Here is a 25,652-nt window from a genome sequence, read left to right on the forward strand (position 1 = left end):
CGTCCTTATTCCGCTGCGCTTTCAGCGGTATCGCCCAAGTCAGCCATTTGAACATCTTGGCCAGCTTTCAGGGTGACGTATGCTTTTTTAACATCAGAACGACGTCCTAATGTTTTACCAAAGCGTTTAGTCTTACCTTTAGTGATCGTCGTGTTAACTTTAACAACTTGAACACCAAAGAGTTGTTCCACTGCTTTTTTGATTTCAAGTTTAGTTGCGTTAATAGCAACTTTAAAAACTTGAACACCAGCAGCTTCACCTAGAGCTTGTGCTTTTTCTGAGAATACAGGTCCTTGTAGGACTTGATAGATACGTTCGTTGTTCATCCGAGTTCTACCTCAATTTTCTTAGCAGCAGCTACAGACATAACAACTTTGTCGAACGCGATCAAGCTAACAGGATCAATTGCAGCAGCATCAACCACATCTACATGCGGAATGTTACGTGCAGCAAGATATAGATTCTCATCTACAGCATCCGTAACGATTAATGCGCGAACAGCATTTAAGTCGTTAAGCTTAGCAAGCAATTCTTTAGTTTTAGGAGCAGCAACAGCAAACTCTTCAACCAATACCAAGCGATCTTGACGAACAAGTTCAGCTAAGATGCATTGCATAGCACCACGGTACATTTTACGGTTAACTTTTTGAGACCAATCTTGTGGACGAGCAGCAAAAGTTTTACCACCGCCAACCCAGATTGGGCTACGAATAGAACCAGCACGCGCACGGCCAGTACCTTTTTGACGGAAAGGTTTTTTACCACCGCCAGATACATCGCCACGTGATTTTTGAGCTTTAGAACCTTGACGACCACCAGCTAAATAAGCTGTAACAACTTGGTGTACAAGAGCTTCGTTAAACTCACGTCCGAAAGCAACTTCAGATAATTCAACAGCAGAGCCGGAAACAGTATTTAAATTCACAATATTTCCCCTCAGGCCTTGATCGTAGGGCGAACGATTACGTCGCCACCAGTAGCACCAGGAACCGCACCTTTAACAACAAGAACTGAACGTTCTGTGTCAATAGATACAATCTCAAGACCCTGTGTAGTTACGCGTTCAGCACCTAAGTGACCAGGCATTTTTTTGCCTTTGAATACGCGACCAGGTGTCTGGTTTTGACCTGTAGAACCTACAGCACGATGAGACAATGAGTTACCGTGAGTTGCGTCTTGCGTACGGAAGTTCCAACGTTTAACACCACCTTGAAAACCTTTACCTTTAGATTGACCAGTTACGTCAACAATTTGACCCACTGTGAACAATTCAACGGTAAGCGCACCACCAACTTCACGACCTTCAAGATCAGCTTCTGTAGCGCGGAATTCTTTAACTAAACGACCAGCAGCAACACCCGCTTTAGCGAAGTGACCTTTCTGAGGATTAGTTACGCGAGATTCGCGACGCTCACCAGTAGTGATTTGAATCGCTTGATAACCATCAGTTTCAAGCGTTTTGATTTGAGTGATGCGGTTAGGATCAACCTCAATCACTGTAACAGGCACAGAAACACCAGCATCTGTAAAGATACGTGTCATACCGCACTTGCGACCGACTAAACCAATAGCCATGTGCATAAACCTCTAAAAAAGCGGCTTAATTAACTTAGAGTGTTAATTAACCCGAAAGCCTTAACCCAATGCGATCTGAACATCTACACCAGCTGCAAGATCTAATTTCATCAATGCATCAACAGTTTTGTCTGTTGGTTGAACGATATCGATCAAACGCTTGTAAGTGCGGATTTCATACTGATCACGCGCGTCTTTATTAACGTGCGGTGAAGTTAGAACGTTAAAACGTTCGATGCGTGTAGGCATCGGAATTGGACCACAAACTTGTGCGCCAGTGCGTTTTGCTGTTTCTACGATCTCTTGAGCAGATTGATCAATCAGACGATGATCAAAAGACTTCAAACGGATACGGATTCTCTGGTTAGACATACCAGTAAACTCCAAGCCAAAAATATAAAGAATCACCTCTGACGCATCTCACCCTATTGGTAAGTGTCAAAGGCAGTGAAAATCACTAAGGTCATGATCGATGCCACGACTGTCACGATATTAACTACTTTATTCGTAGTTAACCCTTTTACTAAAAGGCCGCTCATTATAGCTATTGTTTAACGCTTAAGCAAATCTCTTTTCAACTTTTTAGTATATTTATCACAGCACAAATTTGTAACATTGTTTAAAAATAAATCAACTTGCGGTTTTTTGCAAAACGTACTCTATCGCTTGGTTTAATATTTGATTTCCTTGAAAAAAATTACTTTTTGGCGTCTTTTTTAATTGTTGTTCAGATTGCACATATTCTCCTGAAAAATTTACCAGCTCTTCATCATTTTCCAAAAATAGCTTTAACGCCTCGGGGGTGATTTCCGGATGAAATTGGAATCCCAAGACATTTTTTCCGATTTGGTACATCTGGTTTCGACAAACATCATTTTCCGCTAAATGAATCGCTCCTTTCGGAATTTCAAAGGTTTCGCTATGCCATTGCATCACATTAAATTGATCAGGTAATTCAAAACACGCTTCAGGTACATGCTTAACTTTGCGCACCCCACTCCAACCTCGTTCTTGTTTTTCATTACGGCGAACTGCTGCACCCAATGCATTCGCGATAAGTTGCCCCCCCAAACACAAACCGATTGCAGGTTTGCCCATCGACAAATAACGTCGCAACCAGCGTTTTTCTACCTTTAACCAGGGGAAATTTGCTTCATCGTTCACACTCATTGGCCCACCCATAATAATGAGCAAATCGACATCTTCCACGTGAGGCAAAGCTTCAATATCCAAAGGACGGTCTACAGGTAATGCAAAAAACTCCGTTGCACTAATTTTAGCATGGTGCTGTTTTAAAAATTGATAACAACTGCCGAACCCTTCACCAGCAATATGCTGAAAATAATGTACTTTTAAATGCGACTTCATGCGCTCCCACCTATTGTTGTGTTCTGATATAGGTTTAGCAAAAATGAAGCCAACTTTATGTGCAGATTAACGTTTCTATACATTTCGGCATTTATATAGCCTAATGTGAGAGTTTCTCTTAAGCTAAGGCTAATTTTGATACGACTTAGAGCAGAACCTTGAAAAAAAATCCACAAACAGAACTCATTCATGCACCACGAAAAGCCCTGCAATACATTTCTACGGTTCAACCTCCCCTGTTTCGCGCATCGACCATTATTTTTGAAGACACCAATGCACTGTTTAATCGCCATTGGACAGATGCCTATGACTATAGTTATGGCACCCACGGCACACCGACAACTTTCACCTTAGGCGACAACATTGCTCAAATTGAAGGAGGTGAATATTGCCTGCTGGCACCAAGTGGTTTGTCTGCCATCAACTTGGTTAATTCATGCTTTTTGGCACAGGGAGATGAAGTCTGGGTTGCAGACAATATCTATGGTCCAAACATGGAACATTTGCGCAATCTGGAAACGCGTTACGGCATTACAGTTAAGGTTTACAATGCAATAGATGTGGAGAGTTTTCAACCTACAAATAAAGCCAAACTGATTTGGTTAGAAGCTGCAGGCTCAGTCACTTTAGAATTCCCCAACTTAGCGGGTCTGGTGAATAAAGCCAAACAAGCCAATGTTTTGACTGCACTGGATAACACTTGGGGTGCAGGACTTGCATTTAATGCCTTTGATTTTTCTAATCAGCATTTAAGTGTCGACCTCACCGTGCATGCGCTGACTAAATATCCAAGCGGTGGTGGCGATATTTTAATGGGTTCGGTGGTGACACGTGACAAGAACCTACATCACAAACTGTTCCGTATGCATGCCATTCAAGGCATCTCCGTTTCAGGTGATGATGCTGCACAAGTTCAACGTAGCCTTGCTTCAATGCAAGTGCGTTATCAACATCAGTCTCAAAGTGCTTTAAAACTGCTAAATTGGCTTAAAAAGCAAAAAGAATTTGTTCAGGTATTGCATCCTGCCGATGAATCATCTGCTGGACACGACTATTGGAAAGAGATTTGTACTACAGGTCAAAGCGCCGGCTTGGTCAGTGTTATTTTTAAACCTGAATATACATTGAAAGATATTCGTAAATTCTGTGATGCCTTACAACTGTTTAAGTTGGGTTTTAGCTGGGGTGGTCCTGTCAGCCTGGTCATGCTATACAACTTAAAAGATATGCGTGTTTTGGAAACTACACATTTACAACAAGGTTTATTGGTTCGCTTTTGTATAGGGCTAGAACATCCGACCGATTTAATACAAGATATAGAAAACGCGTTAAAACAATTGAATACGCCACAACTCGAATAACTTCAGACACAAGAACATAAAATAGGAACACATATGGGTACACCTATCGTTATTGCCAAGAAAACCTCAAATACACAACAAGAGATTGTTTTACATTCCCAGTTCGCCAACCGTCATGGCTTAATTGCAGGTGCAACTGGAACGGGTAAAACAGTCACGCTAAAAGTTCTGGCTGAAAACTTTTCCCGAATTGGTGTGCCCGTATTTTTAGCCGATGCCAAAGGCGATGTTTCCAGCCTTGCTAAAGCTGGCTCAAGCAATCCTAAATTTGATGAACGTCTAAAAGTCTTAAATATTGAATCCATTCCGTTTGCTGCATCACCAGTAGTATTTTGGGATTTATTTGGAGAACAAGGTCATCCGATTCGTACCACGGTTTCGGAAATAGGACCGTTACTATTAGCGCAAATGCTCAATCTGAATGATACCCAAGAAGGCGTACTTTCAGCGGTTTTTCGCATAGCTGATGATCAAGGCCTACTATTGATTGATTTTAAGGATTTAAAATCCATTATTACCTATGTGTCTGAACATGCCGCGGAATTTCAGGCTGAATACGGCAACCTTTCTCCTGCCAGTCTAGGCGCCATTCAACGGAATTTATTGGCACTCGCAGACCAAGGCGGCGATCAGTTTTTTGGTGAACCCAGTTTAAATATTCTGGATTTTATTCAGACGGATAGCCAAGGACGTGGTTATATCAACCTGTTGGCCGCAGACAAGTTAATGAACACCCCTAAACTGTATGCCACCTTCTTACTCTGGATGCTATCGGAACTGTTTGAACAGTTGCCCGAAGTGGGCGATATGGATAAGCCCAAACTGGTGTTTTTCTTCGATGAAGCACATTTACTGTTTGATAATGCCAGCGCAGCACTACAAGAAAAAATAGAACAGGTGGTGCGTTTGATTCGCTCCAAAGGCGTCGGGATTTACTTTGTCACTCAAAATCCACTCGACTTGCCTGAAAGCGTACTCGGACAACTCGGTAACCGCGTCCAGCATGCCTTACGTGCATTCACCCCAAAAGATCAAAAAGCGGTAAAAACAGCAGCAGATACCTTCCGCGCCAACTCTGAATTTAAAGTCGATCAAGCCATTACCGAACTGGGTGTTGGTGAAGCTTTAATTAGCTGTCTGGATGAAAAAGGGATTCCACAAATTGTAGAGCGTGGCTGGGTGATGCCGCCCTACTCTTCATTTAGCCCGATTAGCTTAGATGAACGCAAAATACTGATGAATCAAAGTATTGTTGCAGGAGTATATGAGCAACCTGTTGACCGCGAAAGTGCCTATGAAATGTTGCAGCAAAAAGTAGCCCAGCATCAGCAACAGGCAGTTGCCGAGGAAACAGCGAAACAGCAAGCTAAACAACAAGAAGCCTTAGCCAAACAACAAGCCAAAGAGCAGGAAGCATTTGCAAAGCAGCAAGCACGTGAACAAGAACGTATTGCACGTGAGCAGCAGAAAGAAGCTGAACGCGCATCAAAACAACGTGAAAAAATGACCCAAGATATTGTCGGGACATTTGCGAAAAGTGCGGCACGCAGTTTAGGTAGCAGTACCGGACAGAAAATTGTCCGTGGCTTACTCGGCTCTCTTTTCGGCAGAAAATAACTCTTTTTATTCCTATCAAGATTTTTAAAATTATGGGATATTCAGATATCCCATAATTATTTTAGGGTTTTTCTAAAAGATGTATTTACAACCGATTTTATAAGATGTATTTTAAATACATCTTATAGCCACAATACAGATGTTCTAGCCATGACTCCACAACATATTGAACTTGTTAAATCAACTGTCCCTGTCCTTCGTGAAAATGGTGTTGCACTGACCAGCTATTTTTACAACCGCATGCTGAATAACAATCCAGAATTAAAAAATGTCTTTAACCTAGATCACCAAACTAGCGGTCGTCAGCCGCGTGCCTTAGCTGCTGCTGTATTGGCTTATGCAGAACACATTGAAAATCCAAGTGTATTAGCTAAAGCAATCGAACACATTACCACTAAGCATGTCAGCCTTGATATCCAACCCGATCAATATGCCATTGTGGGTGACAACCTATTGCATTCAATTAGCGAAGTGTTAAATGTACCGTTTGAATCTGACCTGATTGCTGCCTGGAAAGAAGCTTATATGCAATTGGCAGGCATCCTAGCCGGGGTAGAAAAACAGAAATATGAAAACCTGGCTGCACAAAATGGTGGTTGGGCTGGATGGCGTGCCTTTGAAGTTGCCGCAGTTGAAGCAACTGACAGCGGTAAACGTTTTACTTTAAAAGCACAAGATGGTCAGCCAGTGGTTGGTGCTGAAGCAGGTAGCTATATTTCAGTTAAAGTTCAAGTGCCTGGACATGATATTCAACAACCACAACAATTTACTTTTGCTGAAGTCCAATCTGCAGATCAATTTATTTTTGATGTAAAACCTGAAGTAAATCATACAGAATATTCTGTTGCCAACATCTTGCTTGAAAACTACAAAGCAGGTGATGTGGTTCAAGTTTCTGCACCGGTTAAAGGCTAAACGCTTAATAAGTAAGTAATAGGTTCTGAATGAAAGTTCCTTTCGGGGGACTTTCAAGCTACGCTATCTATATATCTTTCCTCACCTTTTAAAGACTCCATGCAACTCAATAAATTTACTGATTATGCCTTGCGTCTATTGATGTACATCTCCAGACCCAGAGACACCCCTTATACCATTGCAGAAATTGCACGGGATTTGCATGTCTCTCAAAATCATCTGGTTAAAATTGTCCATTTCATGGGAAAACAGGATTGGATCATTACCACACGCGGAAAAGGCGGTGGGATTCGCTTAAATGCAGAAACTTTAAATTTAAATCTAGGTCACATTGTCCGTATCTTGCAAGGCAATAACCAGATTGTGGAATGCAATACTCCACCCTGCGTACTGCGCAGCAACTGCGGTCTTAAAGGTATTCTAGATCAAGCACTTGAACAGTTCTACCAATCCTTAGATCACTATCGTTTAAGCGATGTGCTCGATCAAAGCAGTTCCAGCAAAGTCGCCACCTCGTCCCCCATTTCACTGATTAATCTTTAAATCATCACCCGAAGTTTTGCTGCTTTCAAAATGCAAAGGTCGCTTGCCTAGACGACTTCCTTTATAATGTTTCTTTGTAGATCATTTATTGAAGTTGAGTTATGCACCACAGCAGAGGAAAATCCAAAAACAGTAAGATAGCGAATGCGCCTAAGCAAAAGATCAGCTATGAGAAAAAAGTTGATTCTGCCATTACTGAATATTCTGTGCGTTCACTCAACTGGTTACGCAAAGCCGAATTCTTAATGAGTGCGCCAAAGCTCAATCTTTGTGTAGAAGATACAGGCTATGAAATTGCTTTTGCTGGCCGTTCAAATGCAGGTAAATCCAGTGCAATTAATGCATTAACCAATCAAAAGCAATTGGCACGTGCATCGAAAAAGCCGGGTCGTACCCAAATGATCAACTTCTTCAGCTTGGGTAATCCTGACCAGCGTCTGGTCGATTTACCGGGTTATGGTTATGCAGCCGTACCTGAAGCAATGAAACTGGTTTGGCAAAAAGAACTTGAAAACTATTTGATTCATCGCCAAAGCCTGCAAGGTTTAGTGTTGTTGATGGACATTCGCCATCCACTGCAACACTTTGACGTGATGATGCTGGAATGGGCCTATTCACGTAAATTGTTTGTCCATGTGTTATTGACCAAATCAGACAAATTGAACCGTGGCCCTGCATCAAAAGTGCTGCAAGAAGTGCAACAACAATTGAGAAAAATGAAGCTTCAATTCTCAATTCAGCTGTTCTCATCGATGAACAAACAAGGTTTGGAAGAACTTGCCAGCGTGATGGCCGGTCGCCTGAACTTTACCCTGGAACAATCGACTAAATTCGATTTAGATAGTATTCCTGAAGCTGATGTCGACGATCTGGATGAACCATTAGAATCGATGGATGCTGATGATGAGGCAGAGATCGAAATTGCCGAAGATGCCACCGATGAAAGCAGACAAGCTGATTAATACCGGTTGTCTGACAAAATTCATCATCTATTGATATTTGAATGTCCTCTATTGCTAATCACAATTGAGGGCATTTTTTTATACTGATTCTAAGTCAATGTGATCTTGATCACTGACAAAACAAGGACAGGATGATGAAGCTTTTATCGTTATTGAAAAAGTCTAAAATTGGCTCTTCAATTCAGTACCAAATCAAACCACGTAAAGTCAAATTCGAATGGCAACAAACACCTGTCGACTGGATTCCGAATCATCCCTTTGTCAGTTATTTCGTCAACGAAATTAATATGATTTTACCTGCCGGCGAATTCTGGTTCTGTCGCCTGTATAACAAAGTTTTGCCGCAAATTAGTGATGAAAAACTCAAACAAGATGTCAAAGCTTTTATTCGTCAGGAAGCCATGCATGCACAGGCACACGCTTCAGCAAATAAAGAATATCTCACCGTGCGCAATATTGATGTGCAACGCAATCTTCAGCTCATGGATTTTCTGTTCGGCAAGTTACTCGCAGACCAACCTCTCGGTTTAAGCATACCGAAATCACTAGAACATCAATGGGACTTATTTCGTCTTGGCATTATTGCCACGGTTGAGCATATGACCTGCGTACTGGGGAAATATGTGTTGTATAACCAATATTGGGAGCAACTCGGCGCCGATCCTGCCATGCTCGACCTGGTCAAATGGCATGGCGCAGAAGAAATAGAACACCGTACCGTGGCGTTTGATTTATATCGCCATCTGGGTGGTGGCTATATTGCGCGTTATTACTTAAGTGTGGTGGTGATTGCAGGTGTACTTGGTTTATGGGTCGATGGTGCAGCACATATTATGAGGCAAGATGAACGCTTTAAATCTACTCGCCCAAGCGTGTTTAAACCGTGGATTTGGCGTGAATGGTATCGCATTTCACAAAAAGATAATCGCTTAATGCCGAATCCACTCTGGCTGGTTTCACAACAACTGGGTTATTTAATGCCTTGGTACGATCCAGTACATGAAGCCAAAACTGAAGATGCAATTGCGTATTTGAACAATTCCCCTGCTGCAAAACGAGCAGTCCTGAAAGTCGCTTGAATCAATCACACAAATACCAAACAGTAGGGCTTTATGCCCTGCTTTTATTTGCACTACAATAAATCCAGATAAGAAAAAAGATAAGGATAAAAGATGAAACCCTATATTTCTGTCATCACGCTTGCCGTCAAGGATTTAGAGCAGTCACTGAAGTTTTATTGTGAAGGTTTAGGCTTACATAGCGAAGGTATTTTGGGTCAAGACTATGAATATGGTGCAGTCGCTTTTATAGAACTACAGTCGGATGTAAAACTCGCTTTATGGCCACAACAAAGTATTCAGCATGATACGGGTCTGGAACTGACTCCAATGTGTCCTACCCAAATGACTCTTGGGCATAACGTCTTTAGTCCATTAGAAGTTGATCAGGTGATGGCGCAAGCAGCACGTGCAGGGGCTCAAATTATCAAACCTGCACAAGCCACGTTTTACGGTGGATATGCAGGTTATTTTCAAGATCCCAATGGACATTTATGGGAAGTGGTATGGAATCCGTGCTGGGAAAATGATTAAGTTGGAATTTCATCATCACGGGTATGACGATCGACCACCACACTAATCATCATATCGCCTTGCACATTGACCACAGTACGTACCGTATCTAGTAAACGGTCAATCGGTAATAGAATGGCAATGGCTTCGGCCGGCAAACCCACCGATTGCAACACCATAATCATGGTCACCATGCCTGCACTTGGAATACCCGGTGCACCGAGTGATGCAATCATTGCGGTCATACAAACAATCAGCTGCTGGCCAATAGTTAAATCCAAGCCCATCAGGTTGGCAATAAATAAAGCCGCGGCAGCTTCGTAAAGTGCCGTACCATCCATATTCAGTTGTGTCCCCAGCGGAATCACAAAACCTGCTGTTGCCGGACGTACACCCAAGTTTTCTTGGGCACATTTCATGGAAAGTGGCATGGTGGCAGAGCTGGAACTGGTGGCAAACGCTGTAATCAGTGCGCTACGTGCCCCTTTAAAAAAGGTCAGCGGATTCATCTTGCCGAAAATCCACAGCAATAGCGGTAAAACCACCGCACCGTGGAAAATGGTGGTTCCTGTCACCACAACAGCAAATTCAATCAGACGATTCAGTACAGAAATATCTTCGGTTGAAATCAGTTTCGCCAGTAAAGCAAAAATACCAATCGGTGCCAGTCGCATCACCCAGATGATCATGAACATCATCATGTCAAAAAACTGCTGGCTGACTTGACGTACGGTTTTAAAACGCTCACCGCCATGCACCAAAGCCACACCAAAAAATAAAGCAAACAGCACTACAGCAAGGACATTCCCTTCAGAAAAGGCCTTAAAGGGATTGATTAAGGTATTTTGAATAAAATTAGTCAAAAATGAAGTTGGCGTTAAGGTATCCGGGGTTTGATGGGTACTCATCGCATCTTGAAACATAGCGATGTCTACGCCCTTGCCGACATCAAACAAATGCGCAGAACTGATTCCGAGAATTAACGCCAAGGTCGTGGTGGTCACGCAGCAGGCTAAAGTGATTTTCCAGACTTTGCCTAATTGCCCACCCGACTGTAAGTTTGATACCCCAACTACAATTGAACTAAAAATCAGGGGAATTAACAGCATCTTTAACAAGCCAATAAAAATACTGCTGGCAATTCCCAAACCATATAAACTGGCATCAAAAAATGGGGTATTGGGATAAAGATTCAGGATAAAACCGAAAGCCACGCCTAAAATCGCAGCAATCAAAATTTGGGTATTTAAGCTCATCTCTGCATGCTTTTATTGTTAAGTCTTGCAGGCACTATGCCATGCCCTATTTTTAGAATCGAGGAATTTTTTGTCACAAGTTCAGCATAAATAGGTAAAAGCATGATTTACACTTTGTCTGAATCATTAACGACTTACTAAATAAATGGCATAAAATCTGCTTTTGAATTACAACAAATCTACCAACAATTAAAAGAGTCTACCTATGAAAAAAATAATCCTCATCACCACACTCCTTTTAAGCATTGGGCAGGCTTTTGCCCATTCAAATCATGGCTGCCATAAAGATGTATCAGAAGACATTCCCCGCTGCCACTAAAGCACTGTTATAAAAAAACCGGACAATCGGTCCGGTTTTTAAAAGTAAAACTTGATGCCTTATTGGGTTTCAATTTCACGGATACGAATTAAACCTTCTTGGGTGGTACTACACACCAGCTCACCGTTTTGCCACATGCGACCGAAGTTCAAGCCACGCGAACTTGCACTCACGGTTGCATCCATATCATACAGCATCCACTCATCGACACGGAATGGCTTATGGAAATACATGGCATGATCAATACTGGCACATTGCAAGCTTGGTGATAAATAACTTAAACCATGCGGACGAAGCGCCGTGGTCATTAAAGTAAAGTCTGAATAAAATGCGGCAATGGCTTGATGTAAAGAAATCTCATCAATCTCTGGGGCAATTTGATCATGCGTGCGTAAATAGTGCGCATAGGATGGCGCTTCAGGCTGCGGCTGAAATGGATTGCTTGGATCAATCGGACGGATATCAATGTGACGATCGCGCATAAAACTGGCACGCACATTTTCCGGCACAAATTCCACAAACATTTTCTTTAATTCAGCTTCAGATTTCACTTCTTCTGGAGCTGGATATTCAGGTTCACTAATCTGGTAATTTAAACCTTCTTCTGGATGAGCAAAAGAAATCATCGCGGTAAAAATGGTGCGACCATGTTGAATGGCACGAACCTGGCGACTGACAAAGCTTTTCCCATCACGCAAACGATCGACTTGATACAGAATAGGCGCGTTGACATCACCCCCATACAAGAAATAAGCATGCAATGAATGTGCAGGACGATCTGTCGTATACGATGCCGCGCGTAATGCCTGCCCCAAAACCTGACCACCAAAGACACGTTTTCCGACCAAGTTGCGGCTGATGCCTCGGTAGACATTTTCTTCAATTTTTTCAAGGCTAAGTAATTCAACCAATTCTTGGGTTAACGCATTCATAAGCGACCTATTTTGATGTGGGATACCTGAAATGTAGGCGAAAAATTTAAATCAATCAGATAAGCTATTGCATCTATTTTGCCACAAATCCAGATTAAAACCCTAGAGTTAGGCTGACTGCCCTGTCACATTATTTTTGGTGTATATTGGCTAAAAATACGATTTTTAACGATAAAATTTAACACTCAATATGAATTTTGTCAGAAAATGACATACTGTTTTAAATTACAATGATGCAAAACAATTTCCCCCTCAGAAAATCTGTGGTTTCGGTCATTTAAGTAGGAGTGTATATGTCCAAGAGTGGCTTTGGTCAAATGTATCGTCAGCTTTCCAGTAAGCTGCTTGACCTCGTGGTAACCCCACATGTTCTTGGTGAGGTTCCTACTGAACCGACAACTACAGAAGCAAATGCAGAAACAGATCAACCGATTAAGCAAAAAATGATCTGCTATGTTTTACAAAATTACTCGCGTAGCAATGCACTGATTGTCGATGGTGAAACACGACGTCTCAAACTTTCACCAGCCTTAAATCCATTAGTGGTCGGGAATCAGAAAGAGAAAGCATCGGTGCTGTTCTTGCAGCATCACAATGAAAATAATTTACTTAACCCACCACCACATGCTTTTCCGCCACGTTTACTCCGTTTAATTGATATTTTAGAAAATCATCCTGAAGTGGATATCGAACTGATTCCTGTGACTGTGCTGTGGGGACGCTCGCCGGATAAAGAAGATTCCTGGTTCAAGCTGCTGTTTACCGATACCTGGGCGACTCCGGGTACAATCAAGCAATTGGTGAATATTGGCTTGCATGGTCGTCAGTCTTATTTGGAATTCCATCAAGGGCAATCCTTACGTACGCTGATCGATTTTGCTAAAAAGACCCATCCCAACTTATCACCAGCAACTTACATTCTAAATACGCTGAATAACTACCTAGATGGTCAGCGCGAAGTTGTACTCGGGCCTGACCTGTCAGACCGCCGCAATGTGATGCATTCACTGATCAAATCTACGGATGTGCAAGAAGCGATTCGCCGTGAAAGCATCCGCAGCAAAGTCAGCATGATTGAATCTGAACGTCGTGCGATTGGTTATTTAAATGAAATCGTTTCTGATTATTCACATTCCGCGGTACATTTTGCCGATATGGCGCTGACCCGTTTATGGACGCAGCTTTATGACGGCGTAGAAGTGCATAACTTCAGTACCGTGCGTGAACTTGCCAAAGACTACGAAATTATATACACCCCATGTCATCGCAGTCACATCGACTACTTATTGCTGTCTTATGTGATTTACAAGCGCGGCATGATGGTGCCGTACATTGCTGCAGGTGATAACCTGAATATGCCATTTGTGGGGCAATTATTGCGTGGTGGCGGTGCATTCTTTATTCGTCGTACCTTCCGTGGTAATGGCTTATATACCACGGTATTTAAAGAATATCTGTACAGCATTTTGTCGCGTAACACACCACTTGAATACTTTATTGAAGGTGGCCGTTCACGTACAGGCCGTTTGTTGCCAGCAAAAACCGGCATGCTCGCGATGACCGTACATAGTCATTTACGTGGTCGATCAAAACCGATCGTGTTTTTGCCGACCTATATTGGTTATGAACGCCTGATGGAAGGTTCAACCTATGTCGGTGAAATGCAAGGCAAGCCGAAAGAGTCTGAATCTATTGTGGGCATTTTAAAAACCTTGCGTAAAATCGAGCGTATTTTCGGTAAAGTGCATGTGAACTTCGGCGAACCGGTGTTTTTAGATGATATGCTGAAAAAACACGGTGCAGATCAAATCAAAATTGAAAAGAATGATGATCCAGTTCCGCAAGAAGTTTCGGATGCCGTCAACAGCTCTGCTCATGCGATTTTAGAAAATATTAACCGTGCTGTGGTAATTAACCCTGTTTCACTGCTTTCTCTGATTCTACTGGCAACACCAAAACATACCTTAGATGAAGAGATCTGCATTAAACAGCTCGATGCATATCGCAATCTGGTCGCCGCCTTACCTTATGATGCACGCACACAAGTCACACCACTTTCAGGCAAAGAAATTATTGCCTACGGTTTAAAATTGAAACTGATTAAACGCATCAAACACGTGTTGGGCGATATTATTGCCATTGAAGATAATCAAGCGGTATTACTGACTTACTTCCGCAATAACATTCTGCATGCCTTTGTATTGCCGTCTTTAATTGCTGCCTTGGTTGAACATAACGGTTCAATCCGTCGTGGCGATTTGATCAATGTGATTCGCACCCTGTATCCATTTCTAAAAGCTGAATTGTTCTTAAAATGGCAAGATGATGAGCTGAAAGACCAAATCTGTGCCTATGTTGAAGCATTAATTAAGGCAAAATTGATTTCTGAAGATGCGGAAGGCAACCTGGAATCTCCAGCACCAAACTCAGAAGATCATAATCAACTTGTGGTTCTGGCTGCACCTGTGATGCAAAGTCTTGAGCGTTACTATATGACTTTAGCCCTAATCACCCAGCGTGGTTCAGGCAACATTTCGACCCGTCAGGTGGAAGAACTCAGTCATTTGGTCGGTCAACGTTTGTCGGTACTTTATGAGTTCAATTCACCTGAATTCTTTGATAAAGCCCTGTTCCAAAGCTTTATTAAAGTGCTGACTCAACAAGGCTATATTCGCAATAATGAAGATAATGCGATTGTGTTTGATGAGAACTTCCAAAATGTAGCGCAGTACGCCAACCTGGTTCTGGATGATGTGACTTTACAAATGTTGCAACACATTACAACCTTTAGCGATGAAGAGCTGAAAGAAGCACTCGATGCAGTTGCTGCTCAACAAGCGAAACGTCGTTTGAAACGTAAAAAGAAATAATTTTGTTTAAGCCCCTTCTCCCTCTGGGAGAAGGTTGGGATGAGGGTTTTAATTTAGCCTCTTCTCATCCTTCAATTGCAGGATGAGAAATATCATTTCATCAGAGAAAGGTTTTAATTTTAATCCTCCCCTAACCCCTCCTTTAAAAAGGAGGGGGACTTTCTTATATTTTTTCTAGCATCTTCAAATAATCCCCAAAACAATCTTCATGTTTCAACTCAAATCCTGTTTTAAGTATTCGCGTTGCATAAATCCTTTTTCCCGACAATTCTTCACTCTCTAAAACCAGTTCAGGTAAATTCAGCTGCCGTTGAAACCATTGAATGGTTTTATGCAAAGGGATCGGTTGATTATTGCTGACAATATAAGATTTTTCAGGATGTTCCACGTGAATCAATAGCGCAAGGAATCGCGCCAGATCATCGATGTGAATACGATTGCTATAATGAACTTTGGGATAGCTTTTGGTGATTTCAGCCAGCTTGATCATTCGGGCAACCGATGTACCATAAATCCCGGTTGGACGAATCACGATGCATTGTTTAGTAAAAGCCTGCTGATAAAGCTGTTCCATTTTTAGCAACAATCTGCCCTGCTCATCAATGGGTTGAATGAATGACTCATCATCAATACGCTCACCCTTATTTTCACCGTACACACGAGTGGATGACACAACCACAATCTTTTGAACCGGATGCTGTTTTAACGCTGCTACAATGGGAGCAACAGAATCGACATAAGTCTGTTGATACCCCTCTACAGCGCTTTGCGAGGGGGATAGCAAAACATAAACCCAATCGATGGCTGCAACATGCGTTAAATCCAACTGATGAACATCCTGAATCAGATGCATCGCAAATTGATCCGTTTTCGGACTTTGGCTAATTGTGGTAATTTGGTGGCCTTGCTCAAATAATTGTTTAGCAACGCGCTGAGATGTTTTACCATAACCAATAAATAATATATGCATTAAACACCTGATTACATAACCGAAGTTGAGGGTAAATGGCCGCAGTCCATCAATTGCAAGGGGTTGGAAACGCCTCTGCTGCTTTACTGGAAAAACTGAATATTTTCAGCACAGATGATCTACTCTTTCATCTGCCACGTGATTATGAAGATCGTAGCACGATCATCCCCATGAACCAATTGACCGTGGGGCGCAGCTATTTGCTAGAAGGCGTGGTCAAAGGTGTGGATTTTCCACCGGGTAAGCGCAAATCGATGGCGGTGCTATTAGAGGATGATTTTGGCAAAGTCACCTTGCGTTTTTACCATGTCTATAAAGCCTTGACCGATCGCGCTAAAATAGGCAATCAACTGCGAATATTTGGTGAAGTCCGTGTCGGTGCGCGTGGTTTGGAAATGTATCACCCTGAAATCCAGCTGATTACCGAACATACACCCTTACCCAAAACTGAACTGACCGCCATTTATCCGGCTACTGAGGGTTTAACCCAAGCCAAAATCCGTGACTATGTCAAACAGGCACTGAAACAGCATAGTGATGACCTGCCTGAATTATTGCCAGAAAAATTCACCAATGGTTATGCGCTGAAACAGGCCCTGGAATATATTCATGAGCCGCCACTGAATGCCAATATGTTGCAACTGGCACAAGGCTCACACCCTGCTCAACAACGCTTAATCTTTGAAGAATTGGTCGCGCATCAGATTAGTTTACTTTCACGCCGTGCTTATATTCAGCAAATTGAAGCCCCTTCTTTTTCACCAAGTAAAAATTTTGCCAAACAATTATTGGGCAGCTTGCCCTTTAGCCTGACCGGTGCACAAAAACGTGTCTCCAAAGAAATTGTGCAGGACTTAAAACAAAACAAACCGATGCTGCGTTTAGTTCAGGGGGATGTCGGTGCAGGTAAAACTTTGGTTGCAGGAGTCGCAGCGTGTCATGCCTTAGAAGAAGGTTGGCAAGTGGCACTGATGGCACCGACTGAAATTTTAGCTGAACAGCATTATTTAAATTTTAAAAAATGGTTTGAACCCTTAGGGCTTAATGTTTCTTGGCTTTCAGGGAAACAAAAAGGTAAAGCTCGCGCAGCTGCAGAACAAACAATTAAACAAGGCACCGCCAATTTAGTGGTCGGCACCCATGCCCTGTTTCAGGAAAATGTTGAATTCGCCAAACTTGGTTTGGTGATTATTGATGAACAGCATCGTTTTGGGGTGGATCAGCGTTTGGCTTTACGCAACAAAGGCTTAAATGGCATGACACCGCATCAATTGGTCATGACTGCTACCCCGATTCCACGTACGCTCGCGATGTCTGCTTATGGCGATCTGGATACTTCCGTGATTGATGAGTTGCCACCCGGTCGTACCCCAATTCAAACCGTGACCATTCCTTTAGACCGTCGTGAAGAAGTGTTAGCCCGGATTGCCAGCAACTGTGCTGAAGGCAAGCAGGCTTATTGGGTGTGTACTCTAGTAGAACAATCAGAAACTTTGGATGCTCAAGCGGCTGAAGCAACTTATCAGGAAATTAAAGAACGTTTTCCTCATCTGAATATTGGCTTGGTACACGGCAAAATGAAAGCCGATGAAAAACAGTCGGTGATGCAACAATTTAAAGATAATCAGCTGCAACTGCTGATTGCCACCACTGTTATTGAGGTTGGGGTTGATGTGCCAAATGCCTCGATTATGGTGATTGAAAATGCTGAACGCTTAGGACTCTCACAACTACATCAGTTGCGTGGGCGTGTTGGCCGTGGTGCAACCGCCAGTTTCTGTGCCCTACTCTATAAAAGCCCGCTGTCGCAAAATGGCCAGGAACGCTTACGCATTTTGCGTGAAAGTAATGATGGCTTTGTGATTGCAGAAAAGGATCTGGAAATTCGCGGTCCGGGTGAACTGCTCGGCACCAAACAAACCGGTGATATGGGTTTTCGGGTGGCCAAGTTAGAACGCGATGACCATCTGCTGAATCAAGCGCATTATGTGGCACAGCAAATCCTCAAAGATTATCCGGAAAATGCCAATGCCTTATTAAAACGCTGGTTGCCTGAAGCCCCACGATACGCTTATGTGTAGAGAATCATTTAAAAAATATATTTAATAATGAGTATAAAATAATACGCTTAGTCAGGTACTTATGATTGCGTGGGCGGTATGGATACTGCCGTTATTGAAACTAAATACAAACTGTGCAAAATTAACGCCAAATAAAAGAAGAATAAAAACATGCTGCAATTCATTAATCCATTACTGCACAAAATGATCCAAAGAATTTCCCCGTGCGTACTTTGTGGAATCGACCGACAACAACACCATTCACTCTGCGAAGATTGCTGGCAACAATTGCCGTGGTCTAAAAGTACGGTTCAGCGCCAGGAAATGGATATTCAGGTGGCATGTCATTATGACTATCCGATTGATCGGATTATCCAAAAATTTAAATACGAGCAACACCTGCATTTTCAAAACTTGCTTGCAGGCGCATTACTGGAACTTCGCCTACCCAAAATTCAAGCGATTGTGCCAATGCCAATATCAAATAAACGACTGGTAGAACGTGGTTATAACCAGTCTTTAGTACTGGCTAAAATAATAGCCAAAGCACTGAATATTCCAGTATGGCAACCCGTCACCCGCTTACAACAGCATTCACAAAAAGGCTTAAGCCGGTTAGAACGTATTGATAATATTGAACAACAGTTTCAGATCAATAGCACATCCAAACTTCGTTATCGCCGTGTGCTTATTTTAGATGATGTGGTGACCACAGGCAGTTCCATCTATGCTTTAAAACAAAAGCTTGAGGAATTAGGTTGTCAGAAAATTTATGCAGCATGTGTCGCAAGTGCGGAGATTTAAATCTTTCTCTCCTTTTAGGAAATAAAGGATACTGATTTCCCTCATCCCCTTGCGGAATAAATCCCTCACTCCCTGGGCCATATATGGCGCAAGAGAAGAAATCATTTTCCTTTTAAGCAAATTAGGAGATAGAGCTTTCGATTAAAAATTGCTTCACCCACGGCATCACAATTTCTGTGGTCAAGGGTGCAAGTTTAGTTTGCTGATCATCTAAATCCACCCACTTCATTTCTGCAATTTCAGCATCAATTTTCGGTGCATGATCCAACGTCACTACATAAACATAGCTCACCAATAAATGATCTGGTTCATTGGCTGTGGCTGTTTCAAAGCGACCAACAAATTGCTCAATCGATGCCTGACAACCAATTTCTTCCTGAATTTCACGCAGCATGGTGTGTTCAGGGGGTTCATTCGGTTCCAGCTTCCCGCCCACCTGCATGAAACATGAGGTATGACGCTTACGAACCACTAAAAGCTGTTGTTCATCATTTAAAATAATCGCAGCAGCAACAGTAATCACTTTCATCTTTATTCCACCAACGCTTGCTGATCAACCATGCCCCATTTCGGTTGCGGCGCTTGGAAAGCATCAAATTGCTGTAAAATATCTTCGATAGAATCTGAGGCAATAATGCTGTCAGAAAAACGTGGATGAGTAAAACCTTTCACTGTGGTCAGATGGATAAATTTCAGTAAATCATCATAGAAACCTGCCACATTTAAAAATGCACATGGCTTTAAATGGATACCCAATTGTGCCCAAGTCCACTGCTCAAAAATCTCTTCCAAGGTTCCCGCACCACCCGGTAAAGCAATAAAAGCATCGGAAAGTTCCGACATTTTGGTCTTGCGTTCATGCATATTTGCAACCACATGCAATTCGGTTAAATGTGGATGCGCAAGCTCGCGGTCGACCAATGCATTTGGAATCACGCCTATAACTTTACCGCCCGCCTGTAAGGCACTATCCGCAACAATACCCATCAAACCTGAACGACCACCCCCATACACCAGTGTTTTGCCTTGCCGAGCAATTGTTTGACCCATTTTCTGTGCAGTGTCCAGGAAAATGGAATCTGTCCCCACAGATGAACCACAAAAAATTGCGATTGATTTCGTCATTTTTTCACCATGTTTTGAAGATATCATACTAATAAAGTAAATTTTCAGGAGATTTTTTAACAAATAAGCGATTCAATCAGTGTTTTTATTCAATTCCTTGTCTAAAATACACTCATCGATTAACCTATACTGCGCAGGGAAAAGACAGCATGCTTGAAGCCTTTTACGCCACAGAGCGCGGTAGTTTGGAAGATGCCACTATTAATGGGGGCTTCGATCTTCATCAAGATTTAGTGTGGATTGATTTAATTGCACCCTCACAAGAAGAACAACAATGGGTATTAGATGCTTATGAGCAGAATTTACCCACGCTAAAATCATTAGAAGACATTTCCTCATCAGCACGATTTTACCGTGATGATGACGGTATTTTACACATCAGCACCTACTTTTTAACGAAAAATAAAAACTTTCAGGTCGATGGTGAAACGGATGACGATTCGAGTATTTTAGCCACCGTACAAACCGTTGCTTTCATTCTGCACAAACAACACCTGTTTACTTTACGTGGTGAAAAGCTGGTTGCATTCCGTGCCTTTCGTGCCCGTGCGCGTCGTAATGATTACGAAATTGACTATAAAGACCCCACTTGGGTGTTACTGGGTCTGCTTGAAGCCAAGCTGGATGAGCTGGCGGATATTCTGGAAGATGTACATAAAGATTTAGAAAAATATTCAACTGAAGTGTTGAATAACCGTCATCGTGAGCAAATTCTCGATTTGGATGACATGATTACCCGTTTGGCACAATTAGAAGACATGCTTGGAAAAGCACAATTGTGTTTAATTGACTTACGCCGTGTGCTGACTTTCTTGTCTCGCCCACGTGCTTTGGGCAGTCATATTTACGATGCTGATATTCGAGAGCTCAGTGAAGACGTGCGTTCTTTGGTTGAACATGATGCGTTCTTATTCCAAAAGGTTCGATTCTTACTGGATACCACCTCTGGATTCATTAATACCGAACAGAACGATACGATTCGTCGATTCTCGATCTTGCCCAGTATGCTCGCTCCACCGATGCTGGTTGCCAGTGTGTATGGCATGAATACCGATGTACTGCCTTTTGCCAGAGGAACAAGCAGCTTCATTATGGTGGGTATTATTTTAGTCGCTTTCTTTATTGGCCCATTGATTTATTTCCGCTGGAAAAAATGGATTTAAGCTCTTCATTTAAATATGTATTAAAGCCCTCTCTCCCTTTGGGAGAGAGCTAGAGAGAGGGTAATAAGACCTCTCCCTAGCCCTCTCCTAGGAGGAGAGGGAATTTCTTATACTATTTGCTAAATGACTAAAACAAGAAATCCCCAAAAATATATGATAATAAAAAAGCACCTTTCGGTGCTTTTTTATATCTCAGTGTTCAGTCAATCAATTGCAGATCATTTTGCAAATGACAGGCTTGAATGATTTTCATCATTTTTTCAGGCACAGCTTTAAACTGGATTCCTTGGGCTTGTGGCGTTTGACGCAACCAACGTACCAATACTGCCAAAGCCAAGGTACTACCATGCTCCAGCTTCGCCAAATTCACCACTACAGGAAACTGATTTTGAGATTGAATCAGCTTTAAACCCTGTTGGTAATAGCTTTCAGCATTTACATAATCTATTTTTCCAGAAACCTGTAATTCCTGATTAATGATTTCAATCACCGAACACCTACTTAGTTATTTTTTATTAACAGCTACATCTGCATCTGGCTGAAAGTTTGCAATCGCTTTATCCAAGTTACCGCCATTCAGTTTTACGGTTGAAGCAAACTGATTACGGAACTGCAAACCTAAATCAATGCCCGAAACATTAATGTTGCGGATTTTCCATTGATTGCCTTTATCCACCAATTGGAAAGATACAGGAATTTTTTCACCTTTGTTATTAAAGTCCATCGTCACAACAGGGTTTTTACTGTTGGTGTCTTTGTATGGACGAAGGCTATAAGACTGATTTGAGAACTTGGCAAATGCACTGCCGTAATTTTCAATTAAAGTTTCACGGAAGTTACGTTCAAATTGAGCACGCTGGGCAGCCGTACTGTATTGATTGGTCGCATACGTCCCCATCACAATACGGGTAAATGATTGTGAATCAATATATGGGTCAAGATTTTGACGTACAATAGCTTTCACTGCAGCCGGATTGTTTTGCAATTTCGCATTATCCGCTTTTAAGCGTGAAATCAGACCATCCGCAACTTTTTTAACAAAAGCAGGAGGTGCTTCTGCCGGTGCTGAAAATGCAGTAGTCGCCATCATTGTTGATAAAACACTAGCTGCAAGTGTCTGTTTAACTAAAGTATTCACTAAAATTTCCTCTCCAAATTATTCAACAAATGATGCTTCTGTATCAGTTGATTCACCCGATGACTTTGCATCTGCCGCTTTTGCCGATGATTTACTTGCACCACCAGTAATAAACTTACTAATTAAATCTTCAAGATCCATAGTACCTTGAGTATTGGCAATACTTTCACCACGTTTTACGTAGTTCAAACCACCGCCTGGCACTACTTTCAAGTATTTTTCACCCAATAATCCATTGGTTGCGACCATAATATAAGCATCTTCATCAATACTGGTGATGGAGCGCATGTTATCCAAAAGTTGTTTTTCCATTTCTTTTTGTTTCGCAGGCGCCGCTTCAGTATATTCTGTGCTATAGCGCAGTTCTTCTAAAGCATTGGCTTCCACCGTCTTAAGCTGTTCTTTATTAAATGAGGTCAGCTTACCATCCAATTCGAAATGTACTGTAGCTAAGCGCGATACCGGATCAAGGGTAATATCAGTTACCCGACCAATGGTGACCCCACTCATGGTGACTTTTGCACGCGGTTTTAAACCGTTCACATTGTCAAAACTTGCGGTCATGTCATAGCTATCACGCAGGTTGGTTCCCACCAAGCCACTCACTTTCATGGCCAAGAAAAATAATGCAATACCGGTAAGAATGACAAAAATACCTACGGTCAGCTCACTTGTACGTGATTTCATTAAACACCTCCAAACATGACCGCAGTCAACACAAAATCAGAACCTAAAACACACAATGAGGAATACACTACTGTTCGCGTAGTCGATGTTGCAATCCCTTCAGAAGTCGGCACACAGGTATAACCCTGATACACCGCAATCCAGGTACAAAGTAATGCAAAAACTAGACTTTTAATAATGGTGCCGTTGAAAATATCTTTATGGAACTGCACGCTATTTTGCATGCCACTCCAGAAAGAACCTTCATCTACCCCTAAAAAATCGACTCCCACCATTTTACCGCCCATGATGCCAATGGCACCAAAAATAATCGATAACATCGGCAGACTGACAATACCTGCCCATAAACGAGGGGAAACGATACGTTTCAACGGATCGACACCAATCATTTCCATACTGGCCAATTGCTCTGTCGCTTTCATTAAGCCAATTTCAGCCGTTAAAGCCGAACCGGCACGCCCTGCAAACAATAATGCAGCGACTACAGGAGCCAACTCTCTTAATAGCGTTAAAGACACCATCGTACCGAGCATGGCTTCTGAGCCGATATTGACCAAAATGGAATAGCCTTGTAAGCCCAGCACCAAACCAATGAACAAACCTGATACGGCAATAATCAATAAAGACATCACGCCAATACGGTACATTTGGTAAATAAACAGTTTGACCCCGAGCCAGGTCGGCATGGAAAACAGGATTTGCAGCAACATTACCGTTGCCACACCGATGCCACATACACGTTCAATGACGCGTCTACCTAATGAGGCAATAGCATTCATGAACGCACCTCATCACTTAAATAAGCCTTATGACTAAACTGATAATCGACAGGACCTTCGGCAGCACCAGTTAAGAACTGACGGACAAATGCCGATTCATGTTGTTTTAATTCAGCAGGCGTTCCCTCACCCTGAATAACACCTTCAGCGATAATATAGATGTAATCGGCAATCGATAAGGTTTCACCCACATCATGCGAGACAATAATCGTGGTTAAATCCAGTGCTTCACGCAAGGTTCGAATTAAACGCGTGAGTACTCCTTTCACAATCGGATCTTGTCCAGCAAATGGTTCATCATACATGATCAGTTCTGGATCAAGCGCAATGGCCCGTGCCAAGGCGACACGACGGTTCATCCCTCCAGATAATTCTGCAGGCATAAACTTTTCAGTACCGCGTAAGCCCACTGCTTCCAGTTTAAGTGCCACCAGTTCTGCAATGAGATGTTCAGGGAGTTGGGTATGCGCACGTAACGGAAAAGCCACGTTTTCATAGACGCTCATATCGGTAAACAGAGCACCACTTTGGAATAGCATGCCCATACGCGCCCGAGCCGCAAACAGGTCAGAGCGCGACATATGCGCAATATCATTTCCATCCAATAAGACTTGCCCGTGGTCTGGAACGAGCTGCCCACCAATCAGACGTAGCAAGGTTGTTTTACCTGTACCTGAAGGCCCCATAATGGCAGTAATCTGACCACGACGAATCTTTAAACTGACATTATCGAAAATGACGCGTTCCCCTCGTTTAAAGCTCAGATTTTTAATCTCAATCAGAGACTGAGATTGAGAGGGTATTTGATTATTCATAGCTGAGCGTTTTCCTACATTTTTTCAGCATGCATACTATAAAGGATTAGAGTTTAAAATGTTACTTTTAGATAAAAGGCAACGAATCCAGTGAATTTTCTAATGAATTTAATTGTAATTCTATTTTTTATAAAAAACAGGACACTGTGTTACAGAAAAGAATTATAGATATAGTACCCAATGTTGCATAGCAATAAGGCCAAACCAATATAAGGCATAATCACCTCTTGATTAAAATTCCAAATATAATGAGCAGATTCATTGTTCATATTTAACGATTTTAAAACAAAACATGATTGAGTATACATTTTTATCTTATAAGATCAAAGATTAATCCATAAAAAAACCGGTGTTTCCACCGGTTTTTTTATCTAAATCTAACGATTAAATTAGTCGTTAAATTTACGACGTGGACGTTCTTCGCCAGCAAAAGCTGGACGTTCGCCACGTGGTTTGTCATCAAAGCTACGACGTGGACGATCTTCACCACCGAAAGTACGCTTAGGACGATCATCGCTGAAAGAACGTTGTGGACGATCACCAAAACCGCCTTCACGACGTGGAGCTGGACGATCACCAAAATCACGACGTGGAGCTGGACGATCACCTTCACGAGCTGGCTTGTAATCTACACGGTTGCCACGGTTGTCATCAGCCGAACGCGGTTTGTCACCAAACGAACGTTGTGGACGATCACCGAAACCGCCTTCACGACGAGCTGGAGCTGGACGATCACCAAAATCACGTTTTGGACGATCATCAAACGAACGTTGTGGACGATCACCGAAACCGCCTTCACGACGAGCTGGAGCTGGACGATCA

General features: G+C 42.3%; 26 protein-coding genes and 1 pseudogene. 11 read left to right on the top strand and 16 right to left on the bottom strand.

The window, feature by feature from the left end; all coding sequences use genetic code 11:
- Positions 1-5 precede the first annotated feature (5 nt).
- From rplW to HLH14_RS08120, 5 genes are all read right to left on the bottom strand, one after another.
- Positions 6-326 (bottom strand): 50S ribosomal protein L23, encoded by a 321-nt coding sequence (gene rplW, locus HLH14_RS08100; RefSeq protein ID WP_067726655.1) that lies wholly within the window; start codon positions 324-326, stop codon positions 6-8.
- Positions 323-925, bottom strand: a complete 603-nt coding sequence (gene rplD, locus HLH14_RS08105) for a 50S ribosomal protein L4 (protein ID WP_067726657.1) — start codon at positions 923-925, stop codon at positions 323-325. Before rplD ends, rplW begins: the two co-directional genes overlap by 4 nt.
- 11 nt (positions 926-936) lie before the next feature.
- On the bottom strand, positions 937-1,575 hold the full coding sequence (rplC, locus tag HLH14_RS08110; RefSeq protein WP_067726659.1) for a 50S ribosomal protein L3: 639 nt from the start codon (positions 1,573-1,575) through the stop codon (positions 937-939).
- Between the two features lie 60 nt (positions 1,576-1,635).
- Positions 1,636-1,947, bottom strand: coding sequence for a 30S ribosomal protein S10 (gene rpsJ / locus HLH14_RS08115; RefSeq protein WP_000070912.1), 312 nt, complete (start codon positions 1,945-1,947; stop codon positions 1,636-1,638).
- A gap of 258 nt (positions 1,948-2,205) precedes the next feature.
- On the bottom strand, positions 2,206-2,943 hold the full coding sequence (locus HLH14_RS08120) for a type 1 glutamine amidotransferase (protein WP_067726661.1): 738 nt from the start codon (positions 2,941-2,943) through the stop codon (positions 2,206-2,208).
- A 158-nt stretch (positions 2,944-3,101) separates the two neighbouring features.
- Between HLH14_RS08120 and HLH14_RS08125 the strand changes: the two genes are divergently transcribed.
- From HLH14_RS08125 to HLH14_RS08155, 7 genes are all read left to right on the top strand, one after another.
- Positions 3,102-4,304, top strand: a complete 1,203-nt coding sequence (locus tag HLH14_RS08125; protein WP_131270570.1) for a PLP-dependent transferase — start codon at positions 3,102-3,104, stop codon at positions 4,302-4,304.
- Positions 4,305-4,337: 33 nt separating this feature from the next.
- A complete protein-coding gene (locus tag HLH14_RS08130; RefSeq protein ID WP_067726665.1) occupies positions 4,338-5,921 on the top strand; it encodes a helicase HerA-like domain-containing protein in 1,584 nt (527 codons plus the stop codon).
- A 150-nt stretch (positions 5,922-6,071) separates the two neighbouring features.
- Positions 6,072-6,836, top strand: coding sequence for a globin domain-containing protein (locus HLH14_RS08135; protein ID WP_171532871.1), 765 nt, complete (start codon positions 6,072-6,074; stop codon positions 6,834-6,836).
- A 99-nt stretch (positions 6,837-6,935) separates the two neighbouring features.
- The gene (locus tag HLH14_RS08140) at positions 6,936-7,379 is read left to right on the top strand and encodes an RrF2 family transcriptional regulator (protein ID WP_067726669.1); all 444 of its coding nucleotides are present in this window, start codon (positions 6,936-6,938) and stop codon (positions 7,377-7,379) included.
- A gap of 101 nt (positions 7,380-7,480) precedes the next feature.
- Entirely contained in the window at positions 7,481-8,341 is an 861-nt protein-coding gene (gene yihA / locus HLH14_RS08145) for a ribosome biogenesis GTP-binding protein YihA/YsxC (protein ID WP_086194667.1), read from the top strand.
- Positions 8,342-8,475: 134 nt separating this feature from the next.
- Positions 8,476-9,420 (top strand): metal-dependent hydrolase, encoded by a 945-nt coding sequence (locus HLH14_RS08150; RefSeq protein WP_171532872.1) that lies wholly within the window; start codon positions 8,476-8,478, stop codon positions 9,418-9,420.
- Between the two features lie 93 nt (positions 9,421-9,513).
- Positions 9,514-9,933, top strand: a complete 420-nt coding sequence (locus tag HLH14_RS08155; protein ID WP_086194668.1) for a VOC family protein — start codon at positions 9,514-9,516, stop codon at positions 9,931-9,933.
- Here HLH14_RS08155 and HLH14_RS08160 read toward each other — a convergent pair.
- Together HLH14_RS08160 and HLH14_RS08165 are read right to left on the bottom strand one after the other, a co-directional pair.
- Positions 9,930-11,168, bottom strand: coding sequence for a dicarboxylate/amino acid:cation symporter (locus HLH14_RS08160; protein WP_171532873.1), 1,239 nt, complete (start codon positions 11,166-11,168; stop codon positions 9,930-9,932). The genes HLH14_RS08155 and HLH14_RS08160 overlap by 4 nt on opposite strands.
- A 378-nt stretch (positions 11,169-11,546) precedes the next feature.
- A complete protein-coding gene (locus tag HLH14_RS08165) occupies positions 11,547-12,419 on the bottom strand; it encodes an acyl-CoA thioesterase (protein WP_171532874.1) in 873 nt (290 codons plus the stop codon).
- 293 nt (positions 12,420-12,712) lie between these two features.
- Here HLH14_RS08165 and plsB point away from each other — a divergent pair, with 293 nt between their 5' ends.
- A complete protein-coding gene (gene plsB / locus HLH14_RS08170) occupies positions 12,713-15,289 on the top strand; it encodes a glycerol-3-phosphate 1-O-acyltransferase PlsB (protein WP_131270582.1) in 2,577 nt (858 codons plus the stop codon).
- A gap of 163 nt (positions 15,290-15,452) precedes the next feature.
- Here plsB and HLH14_RS08175 read toward each other — a convergent pair whose 3' ends face one another.
- Positions 15,453-16,259: an NAD-dependent epimerase/dehydratase family protein gene (locus HLH14_RS08175; protein ID WP_171532875.1), complete on the bottom strand. Its 807-nt coding sequence runs from the start codon at positions 16,257-16,259 to the stop codon at positions 15,453-15,455.
- Between the two features lie 35 nt (positions 16,260-16,294).
- Between HLH14_RS08175 and recG the strand changes: the two genes are divergently transcribed.
- Entirely contained in the window at positions 16,295-18,340 is a 2,046-nt protein-coding gene (gene recG / locus HLH14_RS08180; protein WP_171532876.1) for an ATP-dependent DNA helicase RecG, read from the top strand.
- Positions 18,341-18,490: 150 nt separating this feature from the next.
- Positions 18,491-19,123 (top strand): ComF family protein, encoded by a 633-nt coding sequence (locus HLH14_RS08185; protein WP_171532877.1) that lies wholly within the window; start codon positions 18,491-18,493, stop codon positions 19,121-19,123.
- A gap of 121 nt (positions 19,124-19,244) precedes the next feature.
- Here HLH14_RS08185 and HLH14_RS08190 read toward each other — a convergent pair whose 3' ends face one another.
- Both HLH14_RS08190 and HLH14_RS08195 read right to left on the bottom strand, forming a co-directional pair.
- A complete protein-coding gene (locus tag HLH14_RS08190) occupies positions 19,245-19,652 on the bottom strand; it encodes an NUDIX hydrolase (RefSeq protein ID WP_171532878.1) in 408 nt (135 codons plus the stop codon).
- Between the two features lie 2 nt (positions 19,653-19,654).
- A complete protein-coding gene (locus tag HLH14_RS08195) occupies positions 19,655-20,248 on the bottom strand; it encodes an LOG family protein (protein ID WP_131270592.1) in 594 nt (197 codons plus the stop codon).
- 149 nt (positions 20,249-20,397) lie between these two features.
- Between HLH14_RS08195 and HLH14_RS08200 the strand changes: the two genes are divergently transcribed.
- Positions 20,398-21,411: a CorA family divalent cation transporter gene (locus HLH14_RS08200; RefSeq protein ID WP_131270594.1), complete on the top strand. Its 1,014-nt coding sequence runs from the start codon at positions 20,398-20,400 to the stop codon at positions 21,409-21,411.
- A 199-nt stretch (positions 21,412-21,610) separates the two neighbouring features.
- Here the strand turns inward: HLH14_RS08200 and HLH14_RS08205 are convergent, their stop codons facing one another.
- The 6 genes and pseudogenes from HLH14_RS08205 to HLH14_RS08230 form a co-directional block, all read right to left on the bottom strand.
- Positions 21,611-21,901 carry an STAS domain-containing protein gene (locus HLH14_RS08205; RefSeq protein WP_171532879.1) on the bottom strand — a complete coding sequence of 97 codons (291 nt, stop codon included), beginning with the start codon at positions 21,899-21,901 and terminating at the stop codon, positions 21,611-21,613.
- 15 nt (positions 21,902-21,916) lie between these two features.
- Positions 21,917-22,549 (bottom strand): MlaC/ttg2D family ABC transporter substrate-binding protein, encoded by a 633-nt coding sequence (locus tag HLH14_RS08210; RefSeq protein ID WP_328703767.1) that lies wholly within the window; start codon positions 22,547-22,549, stop codon positions 21,917-21,919.
- A gap of 18 nt (positions 22,550-22,567) precedes the next feature.
- Positions 22,568-23,236, bottom strand: a complete 669-nt coding sequence (gene mlaD / locus HLH14_RS08215; protein ID WP_171532880.1) for an outer membrane lipid asymmetry maintenance protein MlaD — start codon at positions 23,234-23,236, stop codon at positions 22,568-22,570.
- Positions 23,236-24,015 carry a lipid asymmetry maintenance ABC transporter permease subunit MlaE gene (mlaE, locus tag HLH14_RS08220; RefSeq protein WP_067726697.1) on the bottom strand — a complete coding sequence of 260 codons (780 nt, stop codon included), beginning with the start codon at positions 24,013-24,015 and terminating at the stop codon, positions 23,236-23,238. Before mlaE ends, mlaD begins: the two co-directional genes overlap by 1 nt.
- Positions 24,012-24,830, bottom strand: a complete 819-nt coding sequence (locus tag HLH14_RS08225; RefSeq protein WP_086194679.1) for an ABC transporter ATP-binding protein — start codon at positions 24,828-24,830, stop codon at positions 24,012-24,014. Before HLH14_RS08225 ends, mlaE begins: the two co-directional genes overlap by 4 nt.
- A gap of 389 nt (positions 24,831-25,219) precedes the next feature.
- A pseudogene (locus tag HLH14_RS08230) lies at positions 25,220-25,652 on the bottom strand (DEAD/DEAH box helicase); the annotation flags it as partial.

Source organism: Acinetobacter terrae (assembly GCF_013004375.1).
Taxonomy (GTDB): Bacteria; Pseudomonadota; Gammaproteobacteria; order Pseudomonadales; family Moraxellaceae; genus Acinetobacter; species Acinetobacter terrae.

What these genes read in the sequence shown, in the direction of transcription:
- HLH14_RS08160 (WP_171532873.1), bottom strand. Translation starts at nt 11,168, where the DNA reads ATGAGCTTAAATACCCAAATTTTGATTGCTGCGATTTTAGGCGTGGCT.
- HLH14_RS08135 (WP_171532871.1), top strand. Translation starts at nt 6,072, where the DNA reads ATGACTCCACAACATATTGAACTTGTTAAATCAACTGTCCCTGTCCTT.
- mlaD (WP_171532880.1), bottom strand. Translation starts at nt 23,236, where the DNA reads ATGAAATCACGTACAAGTGAGCTGACCGTAGGTATTTTTGTCATTCTT.
- mlaE (WP_067726697.1), bottom strand. Translation starts at nt 24,015, where the DNA reads ATGAATGCTATTGCCTCATTAGGTAGACGCGTCATTGAACGTGTATGT.
- recG (WP_171532876.1), top strand. Translation starts at nt 16,295, where the DNA reads ATGGCCGCAGTCCATCAATTGCAAGGGGTTGGAAACGCCTCTGCTGCT.
- HLH14_RS08120 (WP_067726661.1), bottom strand. Translation starts at nt 2,943, where the DNA reads ATGAAGTCGCATTTAAAAGTACATTATTTTCAGCATATTGCTGGTGAA.
- HLH14_RS08195 (WP_131270592.1), bottom strand. Translation starts at nt 20,248, where the DNA reads ATGACGAAATCAATCGCAATTTTTTGTGGTTCATCTGTGGGGACAGAT.
- HLH14_RS08150 (WP_171532872.1), top strand. Translation starts at nt 8,476, where the DNA reads ATGAAGCTTTTATCGTTATTGAAAAAGTCTAAAATTGGCTCTTCAATT.
- yihA (WP_086194667.1), top strand. Translation starts at nt 7,481, where the DNA reads ATGCACCACAGCAGAGGAAAATCCAAAAACAGTAAGATAGCGAATGCG.
- HLH14_RS08200 (WP_131270594.1), top strand. Translation starts at nt 20,398, where the DNA reads ATGCTTGAAGCCTTTTACGCCACAGAGCGCGGTAGTTTGGAAGATGCC.
- HLH14_RS08225 (WP_086194679.1), bottom strand. Translation starts at nt 24,830, where the DNA reads ATGAATAATCAAATACCCTCTCAATCTCAGTCTCTGATTGAGATTAAA.
- rplC (WP_067726659.1), bottom strand. Translation starts at nt 1,575, where the DNA reads ATGGCTATTGGTTTAGTCGGTCGCAAGTGCGGTATGACACGTATCTTT.
- rplW (WP_067726655.1), bottom strand. Translation starts at nt 326, where the DNA reads ATGAACAACGAACGTATCTATCAAGTCCTACAAGGACCTGTATTCTCA.
- HLH14_RS08130 (WP_067726665.1), top strand. Translation starts at nt 4,338, where the DNA reads ATGGGTACACCTATCGTTATTGCCAAGAAAACCTCAAATACACAACAA.
- rpsJ (WP_000070912.1), bottom strand. Translation starts at nt 1,947, where the DNA reads ATGTCTAACCAGAGAATCCGTATCCGTTTGAAGTCTTTTGATCATCGT.
- HLH14_RS08140 (WP_067726669.1), top strand. Translation starts at nt 6,936, where the DNA reads ATGCAACTCAATAAATTTACTGATTATGCCTTGCGTCTATTGATGTAC.
- HLH14_RS08155 (WP_086194668.1), top strand. Translation starts at nt 9,514, where the DNA reads ATGAAACCCTATATTTCTGTCATCACGCTTGCCGTCAAGGATTTAGAG.
- HLH14_RS08185 (WP_171532877.1), top strand. Translation starts at nt 18,491, where the DNA reads ATGCTGCAATTCATTAATCCATTACTGCACAAAATGATCCAAAGAATT.
- plsB (WP_131270582.1), top strand. Translation starts at nt 12,713, where the DNA reads ATGTCCAAGAGTGGCTTTGGTCAAATGTATCGTCAGCTTTCCAGTAAG.
- HLH14_RS08190 (WP_171532878.1), bottom strand. Translation starts at nt 19,652, where the DNA reads ATGAAAGTGATTACTGTTGCTGCTGCGATTATTTTAAATGATGAACAA.
- HLH14_RS08165 (WP_171532874.1), bottom strand. Translation starts at nt 12,419, where the DNA reads ATGAATGCGTTAACCCAAGAATTGGTTGAATTACTTAGCCTTGAAAAA.
- HLH14_RS08175 (WP_171532875.1), bottom strand. Translation starts at nt 16,259, where the DNA reads ATGCATATATTATTTATTGGTTATGGTAAAACATCTCAGCGCGTTGCT.